Origin of the sequence: Consotaella salsifontis (genome assembly GCF_900167365.1) — a bacterium.
Taxonomy (GTDB): Bacteria; Pseudomonadota; Alphaproteobacteria; order Rhizobiales; family Rhizobiaceae; genus Consotaella; species Consotaella salsifontis.
The window spans coordinates 416,225-434,580 of sequence record NZ_FUXL01000003.1 but is presented as its reverse complement, the minus strand read 5'-3'; the positions used below and the strand labels follow the sequence as shown (position 1 = coordinate 434,580).

The window sequence follows — 18,356 nt, the reverse complement described above, 5'->3', positions numbered from 1 at the left end:
TTTGGTTGTTCAGGCAGTGTTGGCTATTCCGGAGGGCGATGCAAAGGCGCCCGCCCCAGCCTCCGCCCTGCAAGGATCATTGTGCGACAGAGAACGTCTTGCCCGCCAGCATGGAGCATTGCTGCCCTTCTGCGGCCAACAGACGAAACGCCCCGTTCTCGCCGCCGTCCACCTTGCACGTCATCGGGAAGGTTTCTGCGTCCATGCTGCCCTTGACGTCCGTCAACGTCAAAGTTCCGTCCTTGACCAGCCACGTTCCGGTCGCCGTGGCGGTGCCCTGGGCGGAATCGGTCAGGGCGAAGCTGCCGTCATCACGGACGACAAGCTGCGTGGTGTCGGCGCGGTAGGTACCGGGTTGCATGACGATCTGCGCCGGCTGCCCCTTCGCATCGTCCGTGGGCGCCGCATCGGCCGGCTTCGCGGACGGCTCGCCCGCACCCGGCTGGTTCGCTCCGCCATTCTGGCTCGTGCCTTGCCCACCGGACTCGGCCGCAGATGTCGCCGCAGGCTGAGGCGCGGCCGCACTCGCGGGCGCCGCGGCGGGGGGCGCGGACTGCGCCTGGCTTTCCGCCGCGGCCTTCTGCGTCGCATCGGCCAGCCGCTTTTCCACCGTAGCCAGTTCGTCGGTTCGGGTGGCCAGCGTATCGGCAAGCTTGGCGATGCCTGTCTGAAGCTCCGTTCTGTGGGTCTCCGCCGCCGCGATGTCGCTGGTCAGCTGCGAGCGCTGATCTTCGAGCTGCGAAATCGCGGCCTGGAGGTCGGTCTGCTGGCTCGTCAGGCTGGTCACTTGTGGGCGGATGGCGGCGAGACGCTCGTTGGTTTCCTTCTCGGCCTGCTGTGCGGCCTTAAGGTTCGCCTCGGCGGTGTTGAGCTGGTTGGTCAAATCGCTGGAGCGCTGTGTCAGGGTGTCCACCTGCTTCGTCATGTCCGCCAGCTTGGCCTGGGCCGCCTGCTGGCTGTTCGTCAGATCCTGCTGCTGGGCCTTAAGGTCGGCGAGCGCCTTTTCCACCTGCTGGCGCTGCTGGTCGAGCGCGGCCATCTGGCGGCGCGCCTCCGTCTGGTTCTGCTGGATCGCCTGAAGCTGCCGCTGCGCCGTCGCGGTCTGATCGTCGATCTTGGCCTTGGCGGCCTCGGCCTCGCTCTGCTTCTTCTGCGCCTCCGCGACCTGAGCGGTCAGGTTTTCCGCATCCTTCGAAAGCTCCGCCACCGCAGAGCGCGTCTGTGCCTCCTGCTGACGCGCGTCGGTGAGGCGAGCGGAAACGTCCGCGAGTTCCTTCTGGCTGGCGTCGACATTCTTGCGGGTCGAATCGAATTCGGCCTGGGCGCGCGTGAGATCGGCGGTCAGCCGCTCGAGCTCAGGCTGCGCGGCGGCGAACTGCTTCTGGACCGCGTCGAGGTCCTTTCGCCTCGCCGCCAGCTGCGCCTGGACGTTCTTCAGGTCGGCGATCGCCGTCTCCCGCTGCGGGCGAAGATCGTTCAGCGTCGCCTGGGCCTCCTGGATCTGCGCGCGCAACGCGCCGAGATCGGCCGAGGCGGCATGAAACTGATCGAGTTCGGCTTGCATCTCCGCCCGCGAACGCTGCAGAGAGGAAATCCTCGCCTCGTATTCCGCCTTGGTCGAGGAGTTCGTGAACGCCATGATGATCACGACAATCCATCCGACAACCGCGGCCACCGCCAGTGAAAGCGGAACGGGGCGGCGAAGCTCGCTCTGGATGCTATCCATCAGATGCCCTCTTCAGAAACTCCGGGACGAGGCTGTCGACGCCTCCGAACACGGGAAATGGGGTAGAAATCATACCAGGACAGGGCAACCGTTGCACCGTCTTGCCGCAAGGCCAGAATGCCGACCGGCGATCGCTCTCTACCTGCGGCTCGTGGCAGAGGAACGACAAGCCCGTCCCGACGGGCTTGTCCCCGGCAATGCAAAACTTCAAGTCGGCAGAAGAGCCCCGGGGTGCGACAATCTGTCAGCCGCTTCCCCGATGGCTCCGGCGCCCGCCGCCGTCAAAGCCCGGTCCAGGCGCCATTTCGCTTGCTCGATTTCACCGCCGCCTCAATGAAGGCGATGCCATCGACGCCATCGTCGACGCCGGGGAACATGATATCGGGCGCCAGCGGCTCACCGTCGCGCGCGGCGCGGATGGCGCGCGCAACCTCCTGGTAGATCGTTGCGAAGCCCTCGAGATAGCCCTCGGGGTGGCCGGCGGGGACACGCGTCACCCGGGCCGCTGCTTCGCCGGTTCCCGCGCCGCCTCGCGTCAGAAGCAGGCGCGGCTCGCCGAACGGCATGAACCACAGGGCGTTCGGGTTCTCCTGTTCCCACTCGATGCCCGCCTTGGTGCCATAGACGCGAAGCCGCAGGGCGTTCTCGTTGCCGACAGCCACCTGGCTGGCCCACAGCGCCCCCTTGGCCCCGCCCGCGAAGCGCAGCATCACCTGGACGTTGTCATCGACCTGACGCCCCGGCACGAAGCTGGTGAGGTCTGCGGCAAGGCTTTCCACCTCCAGACCGGTGACGAAACGCGCGAGCTGATAGGCGTGAGTGCCGATATCCCCGATACAGCCGCCCGCCCCGGCCTTGGCGGGGTCGACACGCCAATCGGCCTGCTTGGAGTGGACATCCTCCGCCAACCAGTCCTGCGCGTATTCGACCTGGACGAGGCGCAGATCACCGAGCTCGCCGGCGGCGACGCGCGCCCGCGCCTCGCGGATCATCGGATAGGCGGAATAGTTGTGCGTCAGCGCGAAGATCGCCCCGGACTTCTCCGCGATGGCCTTCAGCCGCTTGGCGTCCCTCAGATTGGTGGTGAGCGGCTTGTCGCAGATGACGTGGATGCCGCGATCGAGAAACGCCTTGGCGACGGGGAAGTGCATGTGGTTCGGCGTGACGATCGCCACCGCCTCGACACCGTCCTTCAGCCGCTTCTCGCGCCGCGCCATCTCCTCGAACGTGCCGTAGCAGCGATCCTCGGCAAGGCCGAGCGCGGCGCCCGAGCGCTTCGAGCGTTCCGCATCGGACGAAAAGGCACCGGCGACCAGCTCGTAATCGCCGTCAAGCCGTGCCGCGATGCGATGAACGGCACCGATGAAGGCCCCTTCCCCGCCGCCCACCATGCCCAGGCGGATGCTGCCGCCGTGATGTTCGCTTGTTCCCCCGATGGCCATTCACGCCCTCCCTCGTGCTTGTGTGTCCGTTCTTTCCGGTCAGCCGATGCCCAGCATCCGCTTGTTTGCCGCCGCATCGGTTCCGCCGCTGGCGAAATCGTCGAACGCCTTGTCCGTCACCCGGATAATATGGTCGGCGATGAAGGGCGCGCCCTCGGCAGCGCCGTCGTGCGGATGCTTGAGGCAGCACTCCCATTCGAGCACCGCCCAGGAATCGTAGTCATATTCGGCGAGCTTTGAGAAGATCGCGGCGAAGTCGACCTGCCCATCGCCCAGCGAGCGGAAGCGCCCGGCCCTTTTGATCCAAGGCTGATAGCCCGAATAGACGCCCTGCCGCCCCGTCGGGTTGAACTCCGCGTCCTTCACGTGAAAGGCGCAGATGCGCTCGTGATAGATGTCGATGAACTCGACATAGTCGAGCTGTTGCAGCACGAAATGCGAGGGGTCGTAGTTGATCCTGGCGCGCGGGTGGTTCCCGGTGGCTTCGAGGAACATCTCGTAGGTCGCGCCGTCGAAAATGTCCTCGCCCGGATGAATTTCATAGCCGACGTCGCAGCCCACCTCGTCGAAGGCGTCGAGGATAGGCACCCAACGGCGCGCCAGCTCCTCGAACGCCGTCTCGATCAGCCCCGCCGGTCGTTGCGGCCAGGGATAGAGGTAGGGCCACGCGAGAGCGCCGGGAAAGGTGACGTGGGTTTTGAGGCCGAGATTGGCGCTCGCCTTGGCGGCGAGCATCACTTGACGGGTCGCCCATTCCTGCCGAGCCTTGGGATTGCCTCTTACCTCGGGCACGGCAAAACCGTCGAACGCTTCATCGAACGCTGGGTGAACGGCGACGAGCTGTCCCTGAAGATGGGTCGAAAGATCGGTGATCTCGACGCCCGCCTCGCGGCAGACGCCGGCGACCTCGTCGCAATAGTCCCTGGAAGCAGCGGCCTTCTCGAGGTCGAAGAGCTGGCCGGCCCAAGTCGGAATCTGGATGCCCTTGTAGCCGAGACCCGCGGCCCATCGCGCGATCTCCGGCAGGGAATTGAATGGCGCCTCATCCCCCACGAACTGCGCCAGAAAAAGGCCCGGTCCCTTCATCGTCTTCATGCTTTTTCCCTCCGCCTGCCACCGCCAGCCGGTTTGTCATCCGGCGAACGGCGTGCTTTCTTCCCGCCGCCCCTCTCGGATCGGCCTTGTCGCCGCACCATAGAACGAACCAAACGCCATCGTCAGCCCAAAGGCGCCGATCATGTCATTTTCCGTCGATGAAATCGTTTTCCAGCGCGCGAAGTCCAGCGATGTCACGGAAATTGTCGCGCTTCTGGCCGATGACGAGGTCGGCCGGGCGCGTGAGGACCCGTCGCTTCCCCTGAACGACGCCTATGTTCAGGCCTTCCAGGCGATGGATGCCGACCCGAACCAGCTGCTGGCGGTGGCCCGCCTCGGAGAGCGCGTGGTCGGCACGCTTCAGCTGACCTTCATTCCCGGCCTTTCGCGCATGGGATCATGGCGCGGGCAGATCGAGGGCGTGCGGATCGCGGCGGAGCTGCGGGGTTCGGGGCTGGGGGGCCGCATGTTCGTTTGGGCGATCGAGGAATGCCGGCGGCGAGGCTGCTCCCTCGTCCAGCTCACGACCGACAGACAACGCCCGGATGCCCACCGCTTCTATGAGCGCCTCGGCTTCGAGGCCAGCCACCTGGGCTACAAGCTGAAGCTCTGATCCGGCGAGGTTCAGCCGGCCGCGCGGCAGTCGGCGCAGACGCCCTTCATCTCGATGGTGGTCTTGGACGGCTTGAAGTCGTGGCTCTCCGCCCAGCCCATCAAGCGGTCGCGCACCACATCGTCGGAAAATTCCCACACCTGCCCGCAGGTCTCGCAGATGCCGAAAGCGATCATGTGCGAGGCATGGCAGTGGGGATGGGCGCAGGCGACGAACGCATTCAGGCTCTCCAGCCGATGAACGAGCTGGAGATCGAGCAGCTTGTCGAGCGCCCGATAGACCTGCAGCGGCGCGCGCAGCCCGTCGTCCCGGAGCCGGTCGAGGATGGAATAGGCGCTGAGCGGCCCTTTCTCCTTTTCGAGCGCGTCGAGAACGAGCTTCTGGTTCTTCGTCAGCGATGAAGACGATGTCATGACGGCCTCATGGAACGGAGAGATCGCGCGGCAAACGAAGCGGCGGGGGTCAGGCTCGCGAGAAAGAGGACGAGAGCGGCGACCACGATCGACGGGCCGGACGGCGTGTCGAATTGCAGCGAGGCGAAAAGGCCACCCGCCGCGGCGAAGGCCCCGAGCAACGCCGCCATCCCCGCCATCGCCTCCGGTGTCGCGGCAAGACGGCGAGCTGTCGCGGCCGGGATGATCAGCAGGGCGGTGATCAGCACGATGCCGACGATCTTCATGGCGATCGCGATGACCAGCGCCATCAGCAACATGAAGACGATACGGGCGCGCTCGGGCTTCAGCCCCTCGGCGGCGGCGAGCTCGGCATCGACCGTCGCGGCGAGCAGCGGGCGCCACAGCCAAACGAGCGCGGCGATGACCAGAAGGCCGCCGCCATAGATAATGCCGACGTCGAGGCGTGAGACCGCGAGGATGTCGCCAAAAAGATAGCCCATCAGGTCAACGCGGACCCACGTCATGAAGGCGACGACCACGAGGCCGAGCGCGAGACTCGAATGGGCGAGGATGCCGAGGAGAGCGTCGGTGGCTAGCGTCGCGCGCCGCTGGAGCAGGATCAGGATGGCGGACATCACCAGGGCGATGGCGAAAACGCCAATGGTTGTCTGGATATTGAAGAGGAGAGCGAGCGCAACGCCCAGCAGAGCGGAATGAGCCATCGTATCGCCGAGATAGGCCATCTTGCGCCAGACCACGAAGCAGCCGAGCGGACCGGCGGTCAAGGCGACGCCAATACCGGCGAGCAGCGCTCGAACGAAAAAGTCGTCAAGCATGGCCGCGCGCCCGTTCCTCATGGTCGCCATGCGCATCACGGTGCTCATGCTCACGATGATGCACGGCATCACAGCCGCAGGGCGCGTCCGAGGCAGCGTCGGGCAGCGCCGTCACGCTGCCGTCGTCTCCATGGGTATGGTCGTGGTGGTGGCGGTAGAGCGCCAAAGCCGGCGACGAGCGGTGCCCGAAGAGCTGCCAGTAGCGCTCGCTCGACGCCACGCTCTCCGGTGTTCCGCGGCAGCAGACATGGCCATTGAGACAAATGACCGTATCGGTCGCCGCCATGACCACGTGAAGATCGTGGGAAATGAGCAGGATGCCGCAGCCGGTGCGATCGCGGATCGAGCGGATGAGATCGTAGAGTGCCGCCTCGCCCGCCACGTCGACGCCCTGCACCGGCTCATCGAGGACGAGGAGATCGGGCCGCCGGATCAGCGCCCGCGCGAGCAGCGCGCGCTGGAATTCGCCCCCCGACAGCCGCTGCACCTCCGCCTGCGCCAGATGGGAGACACCAACGGAGGCAAGCGCCGCCTCGATCTCCTGCCGCGAATGGCGGCTCGTCAGTGTCATCAGGCGCTCGACGCTGAGAGGCATGGTCCAGTCGATGGCAAGCTTTTGCGGAACATAGCCGACGCGAAGGCCCGCGGTGCGCACAACGCGCCCGACGCTCGGCTCGATAATTCCGATGGCAGTCTTGGCCGTGGTGCTCTTGCCCGAACCGTTGGGGCCGATCAGCGTGACGATCTCGCCGCGCCGAAGCTGGAGATCGATCCCGCGCACCAGCCACCGGCCGTCGCGCTCGACGCCGACGCCGGTCAGTTCGACAAGAATTTCCGAACTTGCCATCGCCACCTGCCCAAACCTGCCGCCTTCGGCAAGAGCTCCCGGTCGATCGATCATGACGCCGGACCAAACTTGATCCTCCCATGACAGATGTTATAGAGTAACACAACAGAGTGCCGGCGGTAATCCCACGCTAGGAGTCGCGCAGTGAGAGTGAAAGCCCTACTTTTGGCCGCGTCGGGGCTCTTGGCGGCCGCGGGTGTCGCAGAGGCCGCGCCGCACGTGGTTGTTTCCATCAAGCCGCTTCACTCGCTGGTCGCAACGGTCATGCAGGGCGTCGGCGAGCCCGACCTCATCATCCAGGGCGCCGGCTCGCCGCACGGCTATTCCCTGAAGCCGTCGGATGCGAGGGCAATCGAATCGGCCAACGTGATCTTCTGGGCCGGGCCGCAGCTCGAGACCTTTCTGGAGCAACCGCTGGAGACGCTGAGCGGTAAGGCGAGCGTCGTCGCGCTCTCCGACGTGCCCGGCCTCGTCAAGCTTCCCCTGCGCGAAGGCGGGATGTTCGAGCCGCATCATCATGATGATGGCGAGGAGCATGAGGACCACGACCACGACCACGACCACGACCACGAAGGCTTCGATCCACACATTTGGCTCGATCCCGTCAACGCGAAATTGATGGCGGAAGCGGCAGCGGATACGCTGGCGACCGCCGATCCTCAAAACGCCGCGAGCTACGAAAAGAACGCCGAGGCACTTGCCGCGCGCCTCGATTCACTGACGAGCGAAACGGAGGCGGAACTGACGCCGCTGGCGGGCAAACCCTTCATCGTCTTCCACGACGCTTACCAGAGCTTCGAGAACCGTTTCGGCGTCCGCGCCTCCGGGTCCATCACGGTCAACCCGGAAACGCCTCCCGGGGCCAGGCGCATTGCGGAGATTCGCGACAAGGTGGGCAGTCTCGGCGCCGTCTGCATCTTCTCCGAGCCGCAATTCCCCCCGGCACTGGTTGCGACAATCGCCGAGGGAACGGGCGCGCGAACGGGCATTCTCGATCCCATCGGGGCCGACCTTCCCCCCGGCCCTGACCTCTATTTCGAGCTGATCGGCCATCTCGCCTCCTCGCTCGCCTCCTGCCTTCGCGGCGATTGAGCGATCATCGCCTCGCAACATCCCGCAACCCTCAAACCGCAGCCTTTTCAGGAGCCAAAGACAGAGTTGTGACGATTGCGCGAAACAGGTGCCAATTTCCGGCAATCAAGCCTTGGCAGACGAATTTCCCTTTGCTATAGGCTCGCTCGCGCTACACGGCGTTCCCCGGTAGCTCAGTGGTAGAGCAACCGGCTGTTAACCGGTTGGTCGCTGGTTCGAATCCGGCCCGGGGAGCCACATTCAGGCGTCACGCCTCCTCGAAAGCCTCGCCAACGCGGGGCTTTCGTCGTTTTTGGCTGTTGACGTACCTTTCTCCACCGCGCCCCTGAGGAACTCATGCCCCTAGAGCGGAAGGGGCGAAGGGTGCCGCCCGTGAGACGCGCGAGGCGACCGATTCTCGCCCGCCGGGCTGGATCATGACGCCGGAACGCTGCACGATTTCTGGAACGCCGCCTTCTCAGCAAAAGTATCTGAGCGAAACTGCGATCCCAATTCATCGCATTGCGCTGCGGCGCGACCATTGCCGCGCCGCCTCCTCCAACGCGTGCCCCCCTCACCCGGCAGGCTTTAGCGCCCGAATCGCATAGCGATGCTGCACCTGACGGGCGAGCCCCTTCGCCAGCGGCATCACGCGCGCCTGCGCCCGGTGGATGGGGCCGAGCCGCTGGTCGATCACCACGTCGGCGAAGCCCGCCTCGGCGAGCATCCGCGCGACATCGCTGGCGCGGGCGCCGTCCTTGAAATGCACGCGCGAGAGGATGCTGCGATGGCGTTCGGCAAGCTCGCCTGAAAGACCAGGACCAGCAGGAGCGCCACGATTGAAGGTGAAGCGTTCCAGCTTCGCGATCAGCCGCTCAAGCGGGCTGCGGCTGACGAAGTCACCGTCGATTACCAGCAACGTTCCGCCGGGCTTCAGCACTCGCAGCCATTCGGTGAATGCCGCCGCCGGGTCGACCAGCGTCCAAACAAGGTGGCGCGTGACCACCACATCATAGCTCTCGTCGGCATCGATGATGCGTTCGGCATCGCCCAGACGAAAGGTGATGCGCCGGCCGCGCGAGGCAGCCTTGGAGGTCGCCCGTTCCAGCATCGCTTCCGACCAGTCGAGCCCGGTGACGCGAAAGCCCAGATCGTCGAGAAGATGCGACACGACGCCTGTGCCGCTCGCCAGATCCAACGCGCTGCGGCCCTGAGCCTCGCCGAGATGGCGCGAGAAGAGCGCGTGCCATGCTTGGCGCTCCTGCTCGGTAAAGATTTCGTGTCCGGGAAACTCGTCGAAGTTCGACGCGCGATCAGACCAGAAATCCCGGATTTCATCGCGCAGACCGTAGTTGCTGCCAGCTGTCATCCCGTCCACGTCCGTTTCCCGCTTCCCACTCTCGAATTGCTCTAAAAGATAATTGTTGACCGGCCAAGTCATAAAATCGAATAACGCGGCGTCAAACATCATGGGGAAATGGACCATGCGCGTTACTCGGCTTCTTGCCGCCATCGCCGCCACCGCCATCACTCTCGTCGCCAGTCCTGGCTTGGCGGAGACCGTCACGGTCACGGATGTGACCGGCCGCACGGTGAAAGTGGAAACGCCGGTGGAACGTGTCATCCTCGGCGAGGGCCGGCAGATCTATTTTGTCGCCGCGCTGGATCGCGAAGCTCCCTTTAAGCGCGTCGTCGGCTGGCGCGACGATCTCGCCAAGGCCGATCCCGAGACCTACGCGGCCTACCTCGAGAAATACCCCGAGATCGCCAAGCTGCCGACCTTCGGCGGCATGAAGGACGGCACCTTCGACGTCGAGCAGGCGGTCTCGCTGAAGCCCGACGTCATCCTGATGAACGTGGACGCCAAGACGGCGACCGAGGAGGCCGGCTACATCCAAACGCTGGAAAAGGTCGGCATACCGCTGGTCTATGTCGACTTCCGCGAGAAGCCGATGGTCAACACCGAGCCCTCCATGCGCCTGATCGGCAAGCTGTTCGGCAAGGAAGAGGTCGCCGAGGACTTCATCAAGTTCCGCAAGCAGAGCATCGCGGCCGTGACCGACGTGCTCGACCGGGAGAAGCCAAAGCGCCCGCTGGTCTTCATGGAGCGCGCCGGCGGCTATTCCGATGATTGCTGCATGTCCTTCGGCGACGAGAACTTCGGCAAGATGGTCGAGATCGCCGGTGGCATCAACATGGCCAAGGACATCATCCCCGGCACCTTCGGCACCGTGAACCCCGAGCAGATCATCGCTTCCAACCCCGATCAGGTCATCATCACCGGCGGCAACTGGGAGGGCTATGTTCCCGGCGGCGACTGGGTCGGCGTTGGCTACGGCGCCGACGTGGCGCTTGCCCGCAAGAAGCTCGAGGCGTTGACGAAGCGTCCCGCCTTCACCGGAATCAAGGCCGTCAAGAACGGCCAAGTCCACGCGATCTGGCACCAGTTCTACAACAATCCCTACCAGTTTGTGGCGATCCAGGAGATGGCCAAGTGGCTGCACCCCGATCTCTTCCGCGATCTTGACCCCGAGGCGACCTTCAAGGAACTGCACGCCCGCTTTCTGCCCCTCGACTACAAGCCGGGCTACTTCGTTTCGCTGACGGACGGCGAATGACCATCGCTGCCGCACACGCAGGAATGCGAGAGGGCCGGGAGCGTTATCGCGCCCTGGCCTTTCGGCGCATCGCGCTCCTGTCCGCCCTCTGCGCCGCCCTTTTCGCCAGCGTCTGCGTCGACATGGCGCTCGGCCCCGCGAACTATACGATCTCCGAGGTCCTCGATTCGCTCTTTCGTTCGGATCAGGTGAGCGACCAGCTTCGGGTGATCGTGTGGGACATCCGCATGCCCATTGCCCTGATGGCAGTGACGGTCGGCGCCTCGCTGTCCGTGGCGGGTGCCCAGATGCAAACGATCCTCGCCAATCCGCTGGCCAGCCCTTTCACGCTCGGCATTTCCGCCGCCGCCTCCTTCGGTGCGGCGCTGGCTCTCGTCGCCGGCACGGCGCTGGTTCCTCTCGCCGTTGGCTATATGGTTCCGATCAACGCCTTTGTGATGGCGATGGCGGCGGCCCTGTTCATCCATTTCGCCTCGACCATGCGCGGCGTCACGGTCGAGACGATCGTGCTTCTCGGCATCGCCCTCGTCTTCACCTTCAACGCTCTTTTGTCGCTTCTCGAATATCTTGCCTCCGAGCAGGCGCTCGCGGCGGTCGTTTTCTGGACGATGGGCAGTCTCACCAAGGCGACCTGGCCGAAGGTGTGGATCACGGCGGCGGTGCTCGTCCTCACCGTGCCGCTCTTCGCGCGGCAGGCCTGGGCGCTGACGGCGCTTCGCCTCGGCGAGGACAAGGCGGCCAGCTTCGGCGTCAACGTCCGGCGGTTGCGGCTTCAGACCATGCTGACGATCAGCCTGCTCGCGGCGATCCCGGTGTCCTTCGTGGGAACCATCGGCTTCGTCGGGCTGGTCGGCCCGCACATGGCACGCATGCTGGTCGGGGAGGATCAGAGATTCTTCCTGCCCGCCTCCATCCTCTGCGGCGCGCTGCTCCTTTCCGTGACGTCGGTCGTTTCGAAGACGATCCTGCCGGGGGCGATCCTGCCGATCGGCGTCATCACCGCCCTCGTCGGTGTTCCCTTCTTCTTCGTCCTGATCTTCGGCAGCCGGAGGCGCGCATGGTAGCGGTGGCACTCGAAGATATCGGCGCGTCCTACGGCAAGCACACGATTCTCTCGGGCATCGCGACGGACTTCCTGCAGGGCGGCTCACTGACGGCCGTGATCGGGCCGAACGCTGCCGGCAAGTCGACGCTGTTCAAGCGGATCGCCGGGCTGTTGGCGGGCCCTGGCACCGTTCATCTGACAGGCGCGACCAGCGGCAAGGACGCGATTCGCTACATGCCGCAGGACACCGGCGGAAACGCGGTCCTGACGGTCTACGAATCGATCCTCCTCGCCGCCAAGCAAGGCTCGGGTTGGCGAGTGAGAGACGAGGAGCTGATCGGGATCGACGAGATCCTTCGCGCGCTCGATATCCAGTCCCTCTCCTTCCGCGAGCTCGGCGAGCTGTCCGGCGGGCAGCGCCAGCTCGTCGCCATCGCCCAGGCGCTGGTGCGCAAGCCCGAGGTTTTGCTCATGGACGAGCCGACCTCGGCGCTCGATCTCTATCGCCAGATCGAGGTGCTGGCCTTTATGCAGAGGCGCGCGGCGACCTCTGGCATGGCCGTCCTGATTGCGCTGCACGACCTGAACCACGCGCTGCGCTACTGCGACCAGACGATCGTCATCGCGAACGGCCGAATGCGGGCCGGCGGGCCGACCGCCGACGTCATCACGCCCGCGATGCTGCGCGACGTTTACCGGGTGGAGGCAAGGGTCGAGCAATGCTCGCGCGGGCGGCCCGTGCTGATCGTCGACAGCACCGCCGCCTGAAGGGGCGTGCTGGCACGAAGACGTTCCGACGGCGCGGGCTTTTGCCATTGGCGCATCAGCAGACCTGCCTTCGCTCCGCCATCACCGCCCGATAATTCGAGAAGAGAATGACGGCGCCGCCGAGAATGACCCACAGGTCGATCCCTTCCTTATAGGCAAGATATCCCACGATTGCGGCAAGAGGCACCCTCAGAAAGTCGATCGGCATTACGACCGAAGCATCCAGCCGCTTCAGCGCCTGCGCCTGACAGAAATGCGCGCTCAGCGCGCCGACGCCGGCCAGGAGCATCCATGGGATGTCCGTAACATGGACCTCCCGCCAGTCGGTGAGGGCCGCGACGAGGCCGAGCGGCAGCTGGATGACGATCATCCATGCGACGATAGCGCCCGGCGAGCAGTAGCCTGTCAGCTGCTTGACAAAAATCAACGAAAGCCCGTACGCGGCGGCCGCGACCAGCACCAAGCCCGCAGCAGGATCGACCATGCCGACGCCCGGGCGGACGATCACGAGAACGCCAAGAAATCCGCCAATAGTTGCGAGAATGCGGGGCTTGGTCAGACGCTCATTGAGGAACAGCAAGGCGAAGAACGCCACCCAGATCGGCATGGTGAACTCGAGTGCGAACACCGAGGCCAAAGGCAGCATCACGACGCCGATCGTCCAGAAATACTGACCGGTAAAGTGGACGACGTTGCGCAGGACATGCAGCCGGAGCCGTTTCATCTGCCTGACTTCAGGCCATAGAGACCGGCCGAGCGCCAGAATCACCAAGAGACCGATCAAGGCGCGGAAGAACAGCACCTGGCGGATCGACAAAGTGGCCGCGAGTTCTCGCGACCCGATCGACATGCCGATGAATGACGCCATGCTCAGCGTCATCCAAACCAGTCCTTGGCCAAACTCGGACCATCCTTCCGCTTTGGCGGAAGGAATGCTTCTGGACATCATGAACCTCTGGGTGAATTCTCAAACTTCTGGTGATGCCGCCGCCGCGCCCTATCGCCCATAGCCTGTTGCTGCGCCTCGGAACCGGCCACTGGCGCGGTTCCAAATTCGGCACGATCAGCATCGAAACTGAGCGACGACGTCTCGCCCAGCACCGCTAGATCGCGGTGGGAGCCTCGACCCCATGAACGGTGAGGCGGTGAACGCGTCCGTCGCGCGCGGTCCAGTCGATCGACTGGCCGGTCGAGAGGCCGATAAGGGCGGCACCGATCGGCGTCAGGATCGATACCTTTCCCTCCGCGATGTCCGCCTGTCCAGGGAAGACCAGCGTCACGCGCCGGTCTTCTCCGAGGTCGGTGGTGAAGCGCAGCGTTGAGCCCATGCGAACAACGTCGGCAGCGACCCGTTCATCCTTCACGACGCGCGCGCGATCGAGCTCCACGAGAAGGCGATCGATGACCTCGGGATTGGGCGAAACATAGGTGTCAGCCAGCCGCGACAGCCTGTCGTGATCCGACTGGCCGATGGTGATCGAGGGGGAGCGTTGGCGCTTTCTAGCGGGAGCCGGAGCCATGGCTGGTTCCTCTCTGTCGGGCCGACGAGCACGGATGCATCTTTGGCATCGTCGCGGCCAATTTCATTCAGTGGAGGTGAGTGTCGCTTCCACGACAGCGCTTCGCATATTGGGGAAGCGCGTCGACGTCCCACGGCTAGGACGCGACGCGACCGAGCCGTGGCTAAAGGTCCGCGATGGGACAGATCCGCACGATAGTGGAAACGAAGAGCTCGGTCATGATCCGGCAACCATGCTGCGGGCGGCTCCGCGTGTCAAGCGGTGGTCCAGGCGCACACTTTTGCATCGACGGGAGCAAGCTTTGCCATCTTCCTCCGCGCTTTCAGCCAAGCGCACCCCGGCAGCCGTGCCGCCAATAAGTTGACAACGGTCAAGCGCAGTCGAGGCCGGAGGCGGGCATTCTCGGCTGCTGACAGGCTTTGGCGCATAAGGCGCGTCGGCGGTTCGGGCCCACCCTTTCGAACCGACGGCACCTGCCTGACATCGATCTTCGCCCTATCAGAATGAGCCGTTGGCGCACTGTCGCCGCCAACCGCGGGATGATATTGTCGCTTTCCTGAAGTCCGAAACCTCGCACGCGAAAGAGCCTCCGCATGGCCGCGTCTGCTGACATCCGTCGGAAGCTCGCGCCAATGGCCTGGGCCTTCGCCCTTGTCGCGCTCGCTGTCGCGCTCGTCCAGACGTCCTCCCGGCAAGCGCTGCCGGATACGCCTGAGACCGTTTGGGCTCTAACGAGCCTCACCCACAATTTCGATCCCCGCTCCGGCGATCAATTGCGCTCCTTGAGCGCGCAGTTCGTGCTCGGCCGCGTGGACCGCCGCGACGGGCCAGCCGGCTCATCTCCCTCGGCGGGCTCCAAGGCAGTATTTCGCCCGGCCATCGCCCTGCCGCAGCCGGTTGCGATTAGCCGTTCAGTGGAACGGGCGGGACGTGTGGCGCTGCCCCACGAAACCGTGGCCCATTGCTGGGCGCGCGCTCCGCCGCAACGGGCATAGCAGCGTCAACGACGCGTTCTTCCACCATCACAATCCCACTTCCGCTGCTGAGCGCCGCCCCTTCTGATGGGGCGCGTCCATGCCGCGCGTTTGGCTCGCCGTGAAGCGCCCCAGAGAAATGGGCCGCCATGGCACCGCTTGGAAGACCTTTCCAATGGATCAGAACTTCAAGGAACACACTCATATCCGCTCGGTTTGGATGAGCTGGCTTCTCTTTCTTGGGATCATCGTCGTCATTTTCGGTGGCGTGGTCCTGCTGAAGCTCGGCTGATCCCCTTTGCCGCACAGAGCCGCCGCAGCCTCGCGGCGGCTCATGCCGCCCCCCCCAATCCGATGGTTGCGATCGCCACGGCGGCTAACCGATGCTCACGAAGGTGACGTCGCGCCCTCGCGAAAAAGAGCGCGAGCGAAAGCGCCCCGAATGGCTCTGGCTCACCATTCGAGGACCTAACATCTCACCAGACATGAAAGACGCGCGGCAGGCCGAGGTTCAGCTCGTTTCCCGCACACACGACAATGGCGAAGTCACCGGTTCCTGCGGGCTGCCTGACGGAGCCTACGAACCCCAAGAGGAACGCGGGTCCGCCCCGAACAGTCCGACAGGATCGACAGACACCGCCAACGCTTTGGCTTAACTTGGACTTACAACAAAGGCCGAGAAAATCGTCCGCACTTTGCTTCAACCTTCCCAAGCCGTGCCGAAGGCGATCACGAACTTGTTTCGGCGCCACGAGCGGCAAAAGCCCCCGATTGGCGCGCGAATCGACATCCGTGCTTCATCAGCGACGGGCGCGATGCACCGCCTCGGCCAACGTCAGAAACGCCGATCGCACGTCAGGCGCGAGATTGGCGATCTGTTGCGGCTCACGGAAGACCACAACCGGCCTCGCGCTTTCCTCGTCATCGAGACCAGGACAATTTTCGAAGAAGTAAGCGATGGGAATTTGCAAAAAATTGGAAATCAACACCAATTTCGATGCAGAAATTCGGTTGATACCCTTCTCATACTTTTGTACTTGTTGGAAGGTAACGCCAATGGCATTACCGAGTTCAGTCTGAGAGACCTTCTTGCGGCGGCGAACCTGCTGAAGCTGCCGGCCGACATGACGATCGATTTCCAGTTCGATGGACATCTGAATAAACCTGAGGACGCATACATTACCGCGGAGCGAATCGCCGCAGCCCACGGCCGGTTGCAAAACCGTTTACCACTTTCACGATGCGGATGATACAACAGGAAGCATGTCGGACACCATCACTCCCTTTGAAGCTGCACAAAGATCGTTAAACAGGTCCTTCCTGGAAAACGACACACTCCTAAGTAATGCTTTCTGGGAAGAGCTGCGTATCTTCCTCGCGGTGGCAAAGGCCAAGTCATTTAACAAGGCCAGCGAAATTCTAAACATGTCGCAACCTAGGGTGAGCCGACGTGTAAAGCGCCTTCAGGACATGATGGGCGCGCAACTCTTCATCAGTACCCAACGCGGCGTTCAGCTCACTGCGCGCGGCAAGGAGGTCGCCGAGGCATGCGCGCGCCTCGACCAGTTCCTCTATTCGCTGCGCAACGACCTACAGTCCGAACAGTCACAGGAAGCGGCCATCGTGCGCGTCAGCGTCACCGACGGGTTGGCCGCGATCTTTCTGGCGCCGGCGCTGCTGGAGTTCAACGCGCGTCACCCTCGCATCCAGGTTCACATCAAGTCGCCTGAGAACCTGATCTCGCTGCGGGAGAACGCCACGGACATGATGGTGGGGTTCGCGCACGTCGCACCGTCCGACGTGACGTTGCGCACGGCGGGATTTCTGCATTTCCTGCCGTTCGCGTCGCGCGGCTACATTGATCTTTATGGCGTGCCGACGCGCCAAAACGCGCATGAACACGCCTTCGTTCAAAGCGAGTTCTATGCTGCGCGAACCGGCGTGTGGGATTCCTGGCTCGACCTTATCGCCAACGGTCGCATCGCCCATTACTGCGACAACATGTTCACCTATGGCGCAGTGGCCAAGGCAGGCGTCGGAATTGCGCTTCTGGCAAATTACAATGCCATCGAACCGGCGGCTGTACCGCTCGATCTCGACGTGCGCATCAGAATTCCGATGAGCATCGCCGCGATGACCGAGCGGCTACAGTCAAAGCCTGTCAGACTCGTGTTCGAGTGGCTGGCCGAGGTCTTCGGGCGCGATAATCCGTGGTTTGGGGAGAAGATGGTCCTGCGTAGTCAGTGCGAGAACGCCGACGCGGGCTTCCGGCAGCTCTTCAACGTGTAGTCCGTCTCTTCGCGATAGCGCTGGCTGATCTCGTCGGCGTAGCGAAGATAGGTGTTTCCGACGTCCTCCAAAAGCTCTCCCATCATCAGCGGCAGAGGCGCGCCATCCGCGAAGAGCTTCTTCATCATCTCTTCGTGAATGAGAACGACGTTACGGATGTTTTCCATAAGACAATCGACGGAAGCCGGCTCATCTTCGACAATGAGGGCCAATGACTTCATGATCTTGCCTCAAACTGGGAGGGTTCGTCCCACTGGCCTTCGATGCGGAACAGCGTGGACATGGGGGCGTCGGTTGTGATCGCGTTGGACGGCACGTCGAGATGTTTCACCAATTCGACATAAGGCTCGCCATGGCCGTCGAAGAGGAGCGGCTCCTTGCCATCCACCAGCTCGAACCCGAGATAGCGGCGCCAGACACGGGCATAGCCTGGCTGGGCATGGGTGATCAGGCGATCGTAGCCCTTGCGCGCGACATGATCGAACACGAAGTCAGAGCAACGCCTCAGGATCTCGCCGCCCCGCCACGCCTTGCGGAACGACGTGCGTTCCATCTTGGCGAAGTCGCGAAACCAGCGCAGCCGCGCGGAGCCGACGGGCTCGCCATTGGCATAGACGTTGATGTGCGTGGCCTGGAAGTCGTTGCCGTCGAAAGTCTGGTAGGCTGAGTATCCGTGCTCTTCCATGAAGCAGATGGCGCGCACGGCCAAAGTATGGAGCATTTGCTCCTGAGTGGTCACGATCTCGACACGTAGGTCGTTGATTCCGTGGGCCTTAGGTCTCGACTCCATCGCCGCTCTCCTGAATACTTGCGTGGATGGAAGGCTAGGCACTCTGCGGGGCATCGCAAACAGCGAAGATGTGAGAGCGATTGAACGAAAATGTTGAACTCCAGCCGAACCGATGGGGAGAGCCCCGGCGTCGCCATCCTGAACTCGCTGTTTCTGGCTGCGACCAGTCGGCACGGAAGCGATCTGGCCGCCGTGCTGGACGACGTGCGGGAGGGCGTTTCGGCGCTGCCGCCTGAAGACCGGAAAAAAGCGCTGGACGCGCTCAGCCTTGCGGTGCCGGTGACGGCTCCGGGTCAGTAGGCCGTTCATAGACAGGCGGCGCGAGCG

Annotated in this window: 20 protein-coding genes and 1 tRNA gene; 9 read left to right on the top strand and 12 right to left on the bottom strand. The window is 63.8% G+C overall.

Annotation, left to right across the window (positions count from 1 at the left end; translation table 11 throughout):
• Window positions 1–76: 76 nt before the first annotated feature.
• The 3 genes from B5D38_RS06210 to B5D38_RS06200 all read right to left on the bottom strand — a co-directional run bounded on the left by B5D38_RS06210 (window position 77) and on the right by B5D38_RS06200 (window position 4,263).
• Complete coding sequence (locus tag B5D38_RS06210; protein WP_078707505.1) at window positions 77–1,726, bottom strand: coiled-coil domain-containing protein; 1,650 nt, start codon at window positions 1,724–1,726, stop codon at window positions 77–79.
• A gap of 281 nt (window positions 1,727–2,007) precedes the next feature.
• A complete protein-coding gene (locus B5D38_RS06205; protein WP_078707504.1) occupies window positions 2,008–3,168 on the bottom strand; it encodes a Gfo/Idh/MocA family protein in 1,161 nt (386 codons plus the stop codon).
• Between the two features lie 39 nt (window positions 3,169–3,207).
• On the bottom strand, window positions 3,208–4,263 hold the full coding sequence (locus B5D38_RS06200; protein ID WP_078707503.1) for a sugar phosphate isomerase/epimerase family protein: 1,056 nt from the start codon (window positions 4,261–4,263) through the stop codon (window positions 3,208–3,210).
• 142 nt (window positions 4,264–4,405) lie between these two features.
• On the opposite strand from B5D38_RS06200, the gene B5D38_RS06195 reads away from it, so the two are divergent.
• Window positions 4,406–4,876 (top strand): GNAT family N-acetyltransferase, encoded by a 471-nt coding sequence (locus B5D38_RS06195; protein WP_078707502.1) that lies wholly within the window; start codon window positions 4,406–4,408, stop codon window positions 4,874–4,876.
• 11 nt (window positions 4,877–4,887) lie between these two features.
• Here B5D38_RS06195 and B5D38_RS06190 read toward each other — a convergent pair whose 3' ends face one another.
• Genes B5D38_RS06190 through B5D38_RS06180 form a run of 3 tightly spaced genes read right to left on the bottom strand, consistent with a single transcriptional unit; the run spans window position 4,888 to window position 6,954 of the window.
• On the bottom strand, window positions 4,888–5,289 hold the full coding sequence (locus tag B5D38_RS06190; protein WP_078707501.1) for a Fur family transcriptional regulator: 402 nt from the start codon (window positions 5,287–5,289) through the stop codon (window positions 4,888–4,890).
• Window positions 5,286–6,107 (bottom strand): zinc ABC transporter permease subunit ZnuB, encoded by an 822-nt coding sequence (gene znuB, locus B5D38_RS06185; RefSeq protein WP_116002597.1) that lies wholly within the window; start codon window positions 6,105–6,107, stop codon window positions 5,286–5,288. Before znuB ends, B5D38_RS06190 begins: the two co-directional genes overlap by 4 nt.
• Entirely contained in the window at window positions 6,100–6,954 is an 855-nt protein-coding gene (locus B5D38_RS06180; RefSeq protein ID WP_078707559.1) for an ATP-binding cassette domain-containing protein, read from the bottom strand. The genes znuB and B5D38_RS06180 overlap by 8 nt, the downstream gene beginning before the upstream one ends.
• Window positions 6,955–7,098: 144 nt before the next feature.
• Here B5D38_RS06180 and B5D38_RS06175 point away from each other — a divergent pair, with 144 nt between their 5' ends.
• The gene (locus tag B5D38_RS06175; protein ID WP_078707500.1) at window positions 7,099–8,046 is read left to right on the top strand and encodes a zinc ABC transporter substrate-binding protein; all 948 of its coding nucleotides are present in this window, start codon (window positions 7,099–7,101) and stop codon (window positions 8,044–8,046) included.
• A 162-nt stretch (window positions 8,047–8,208) separates the two neighbouring features.
• Window positions 8,209–8,283: transfer RNA gene (locus B5D38_RS06170), tRNA-Asn, on the top strand.
• Between the two features lie 316 nt (window positions 8,284–8,599).
• Here the strand turns inward: B5D38_RS06170 and B5D38_RS06165 are convergent.
• On the bottom strand, window positions 8,600–9,394 hold the full coding sequence (locus tag B5D38_RS06165; protein WP_078707557.1) for a class I SAM-dependent methyltransferase: 795 nt from the start codon (window positions 9,392–9,394) through the stop codon (window positions 8,600–8,602).
• Window positions 9,395–9,509: 115 nt separating this feature from the next.
• Here B5D38_RS06165 and B5D38_RS06160 point away from each other — a divergent pair, with 115 nt between their 5' ends.
• Genes B5D38_RS06160 through B5D38_RS06150 form a run of 3 tightly spaced genes read left to right on the top strand, consistent with a single transcriptional unit; the run spans window position 9,510 to window position 12,456 of the window.
• Window positions 9,510–10,643 carry an ABC transporter substrate-binding protein gene (locus B5D38_RS06160; protein ID WP_078707499.1) on the top strand — a complete coding sequence of 378 codons (1,134 nt, stop codon included), beginning with the start codon at window positions 9,510–9,512 and terminating at the stop codon, window positions 10,641–10,643.
• Window positions 10,640–11,707, top strand: coding sequence for a FecCD family ABC transporter permease (locus B5D38_RS06155; protein WP_078707498.1), 1,068 nt, complete (start codon window positions 10,640–10,642; stop codon window positions 11,705–11,707). The genes B5D38_RS06160 and B5D38_RS06155 overlap by 4 nt, the downstream gene beginning before the upstream one ends.
• A complete protein-coding gene (locus B5D38_RS06150; RefSeq protein WP_078707497.1) occupies window positions 11,701–12,456 on the top strand; it encodes an ABC transporter ATP-binding protein in 756 nt (251 codons plus the stop codon). Before B5D38_RS06155 ends, B5D38_RS06150 begins: the two co-directional genes overlap by 7 nt.
• Before the next feature lie 55 nt (window positions 12,457–12,511).
• Here the strand turns inward: B5D38_RS06150 and B5D38_RS06145 are convergent, their stop codons facing one another.
• A complete protein-coding gene (locus B5D38_RS06145) occupies window positions 12,512–13,336 on the bottom strand; it encodes a DMT family transporter (RefSeq protein ID WP_078707496.1) in 825 nt (274 codons plus the stop codon).
• Window positions 13,337–13,559: 223 nt separating this feature from the next.
• Window positions 13,560–13,976, bottom strand: coding sequence for a nucleoside diphosphate kinase regulator (rnk, locus tag B5D38_RS06140; protein ID WP_078707495.1), 417 nt, complete (start codon window positions 13,974–13,976; stop codon window positions 13,560–13,562).
• 593 nt (window positions 13,977–14,569) lie between these two features.
• Here rnk and B5D38_RS06135 point away from each other — a divergent pair.
• Window positions 14,570–14,971: a hypothetical protein gene (locus B5D38_RS06135; RefSeq protein WP_078707494.1), complete on the top strand. Its 402-nt coding sequence runs from the start codon at window positions 14,570–14,572 to the stop codon at window positions 14,969–14,971.
• Window positions 14,972–15,750: 779 nt separating this feature from the next.
• Here the strand turns inward: B5D38_RS06135 and B5D38_RS06125 are convergent.
• Window positions 15,751–16,104 (bottom strand): helix-turn-helix domain-containing protein, encoded by a 354-nt coding sequence (locus tag B5D38_RS06125; protein ID WP_131829873.1) that lies wholly within the window; start codon window positions 16,102–16,104, stop codon window positions 15,751–15,753.
• A gap of 109 nt (window positions 16,105–16,213) precedes the next feature.
• Here B5D38_RS06125 and B5D38_RS06120 point away from each other — a divergent pair, with 109 nt between their 5' ends.
• Complete coding sequence (locus tag B5D38_RS06120) at window positions 16,214–17,239, top strand: LysR family transcriptional regulator (RefSeq protein ID WP_078707491.1); 1,026 nt, start codon at window positions 16,214–16,216, stop codon at window positions 17,237–17,239.
• On the opposite strand, the gene B5D38_RS06115 is transcribed toward B5D38_RS06120, so the two are convergent.
• Both B5D38_RS06115 and B5D38_RS06110 read right to left on the bottom strand, forming a co-directional pair.
• A complete protein-coding gene (locus B5D38_RS06115) occupies window positions 17,191–17,460 on the bottom strand; it encodes a hypothetical protein (protein WP_078707490.1) in 270 nt (89 codons plus the stop codon). The two genes, B5D38_RS06120 and B5D38_RS06115, sit on opposite strands and share 49 nt — an antisense overlap.
• Entirely contained in the window at window positions 17,457–18,029 is a 573-nt protein-coding gene (locus B5D38_RS06110; RefSeq protein ID WP_131829872.1) for a GNAT family N-acetyltransferase, read from the bottom strand. The genes B5D38_RS06115 and B5D38_RS06110 overlap by 4 nt, the downstream gene beginning before the upstream one ends.
• A gap of 90 nt (window positions 18,030–18,119) precedes the next feature.
• Here B5D38_RS06110 and B5D38_RS06105 point away from each other — a divergent pair, with 90 nt between their 5' ends.
• Complete coding sequence (locus B5D38_RS06105) at window positions 18,120–18,329, top strand: hypothetical protein (RefSeq protein ID WP_078707488.1); 210 nt, start codon at window positions 18,120–18,122, stop codon at window positions 18,327–18,329.
• Window positions 18,330–18,356: the final 27 nt, after the last annotated feature.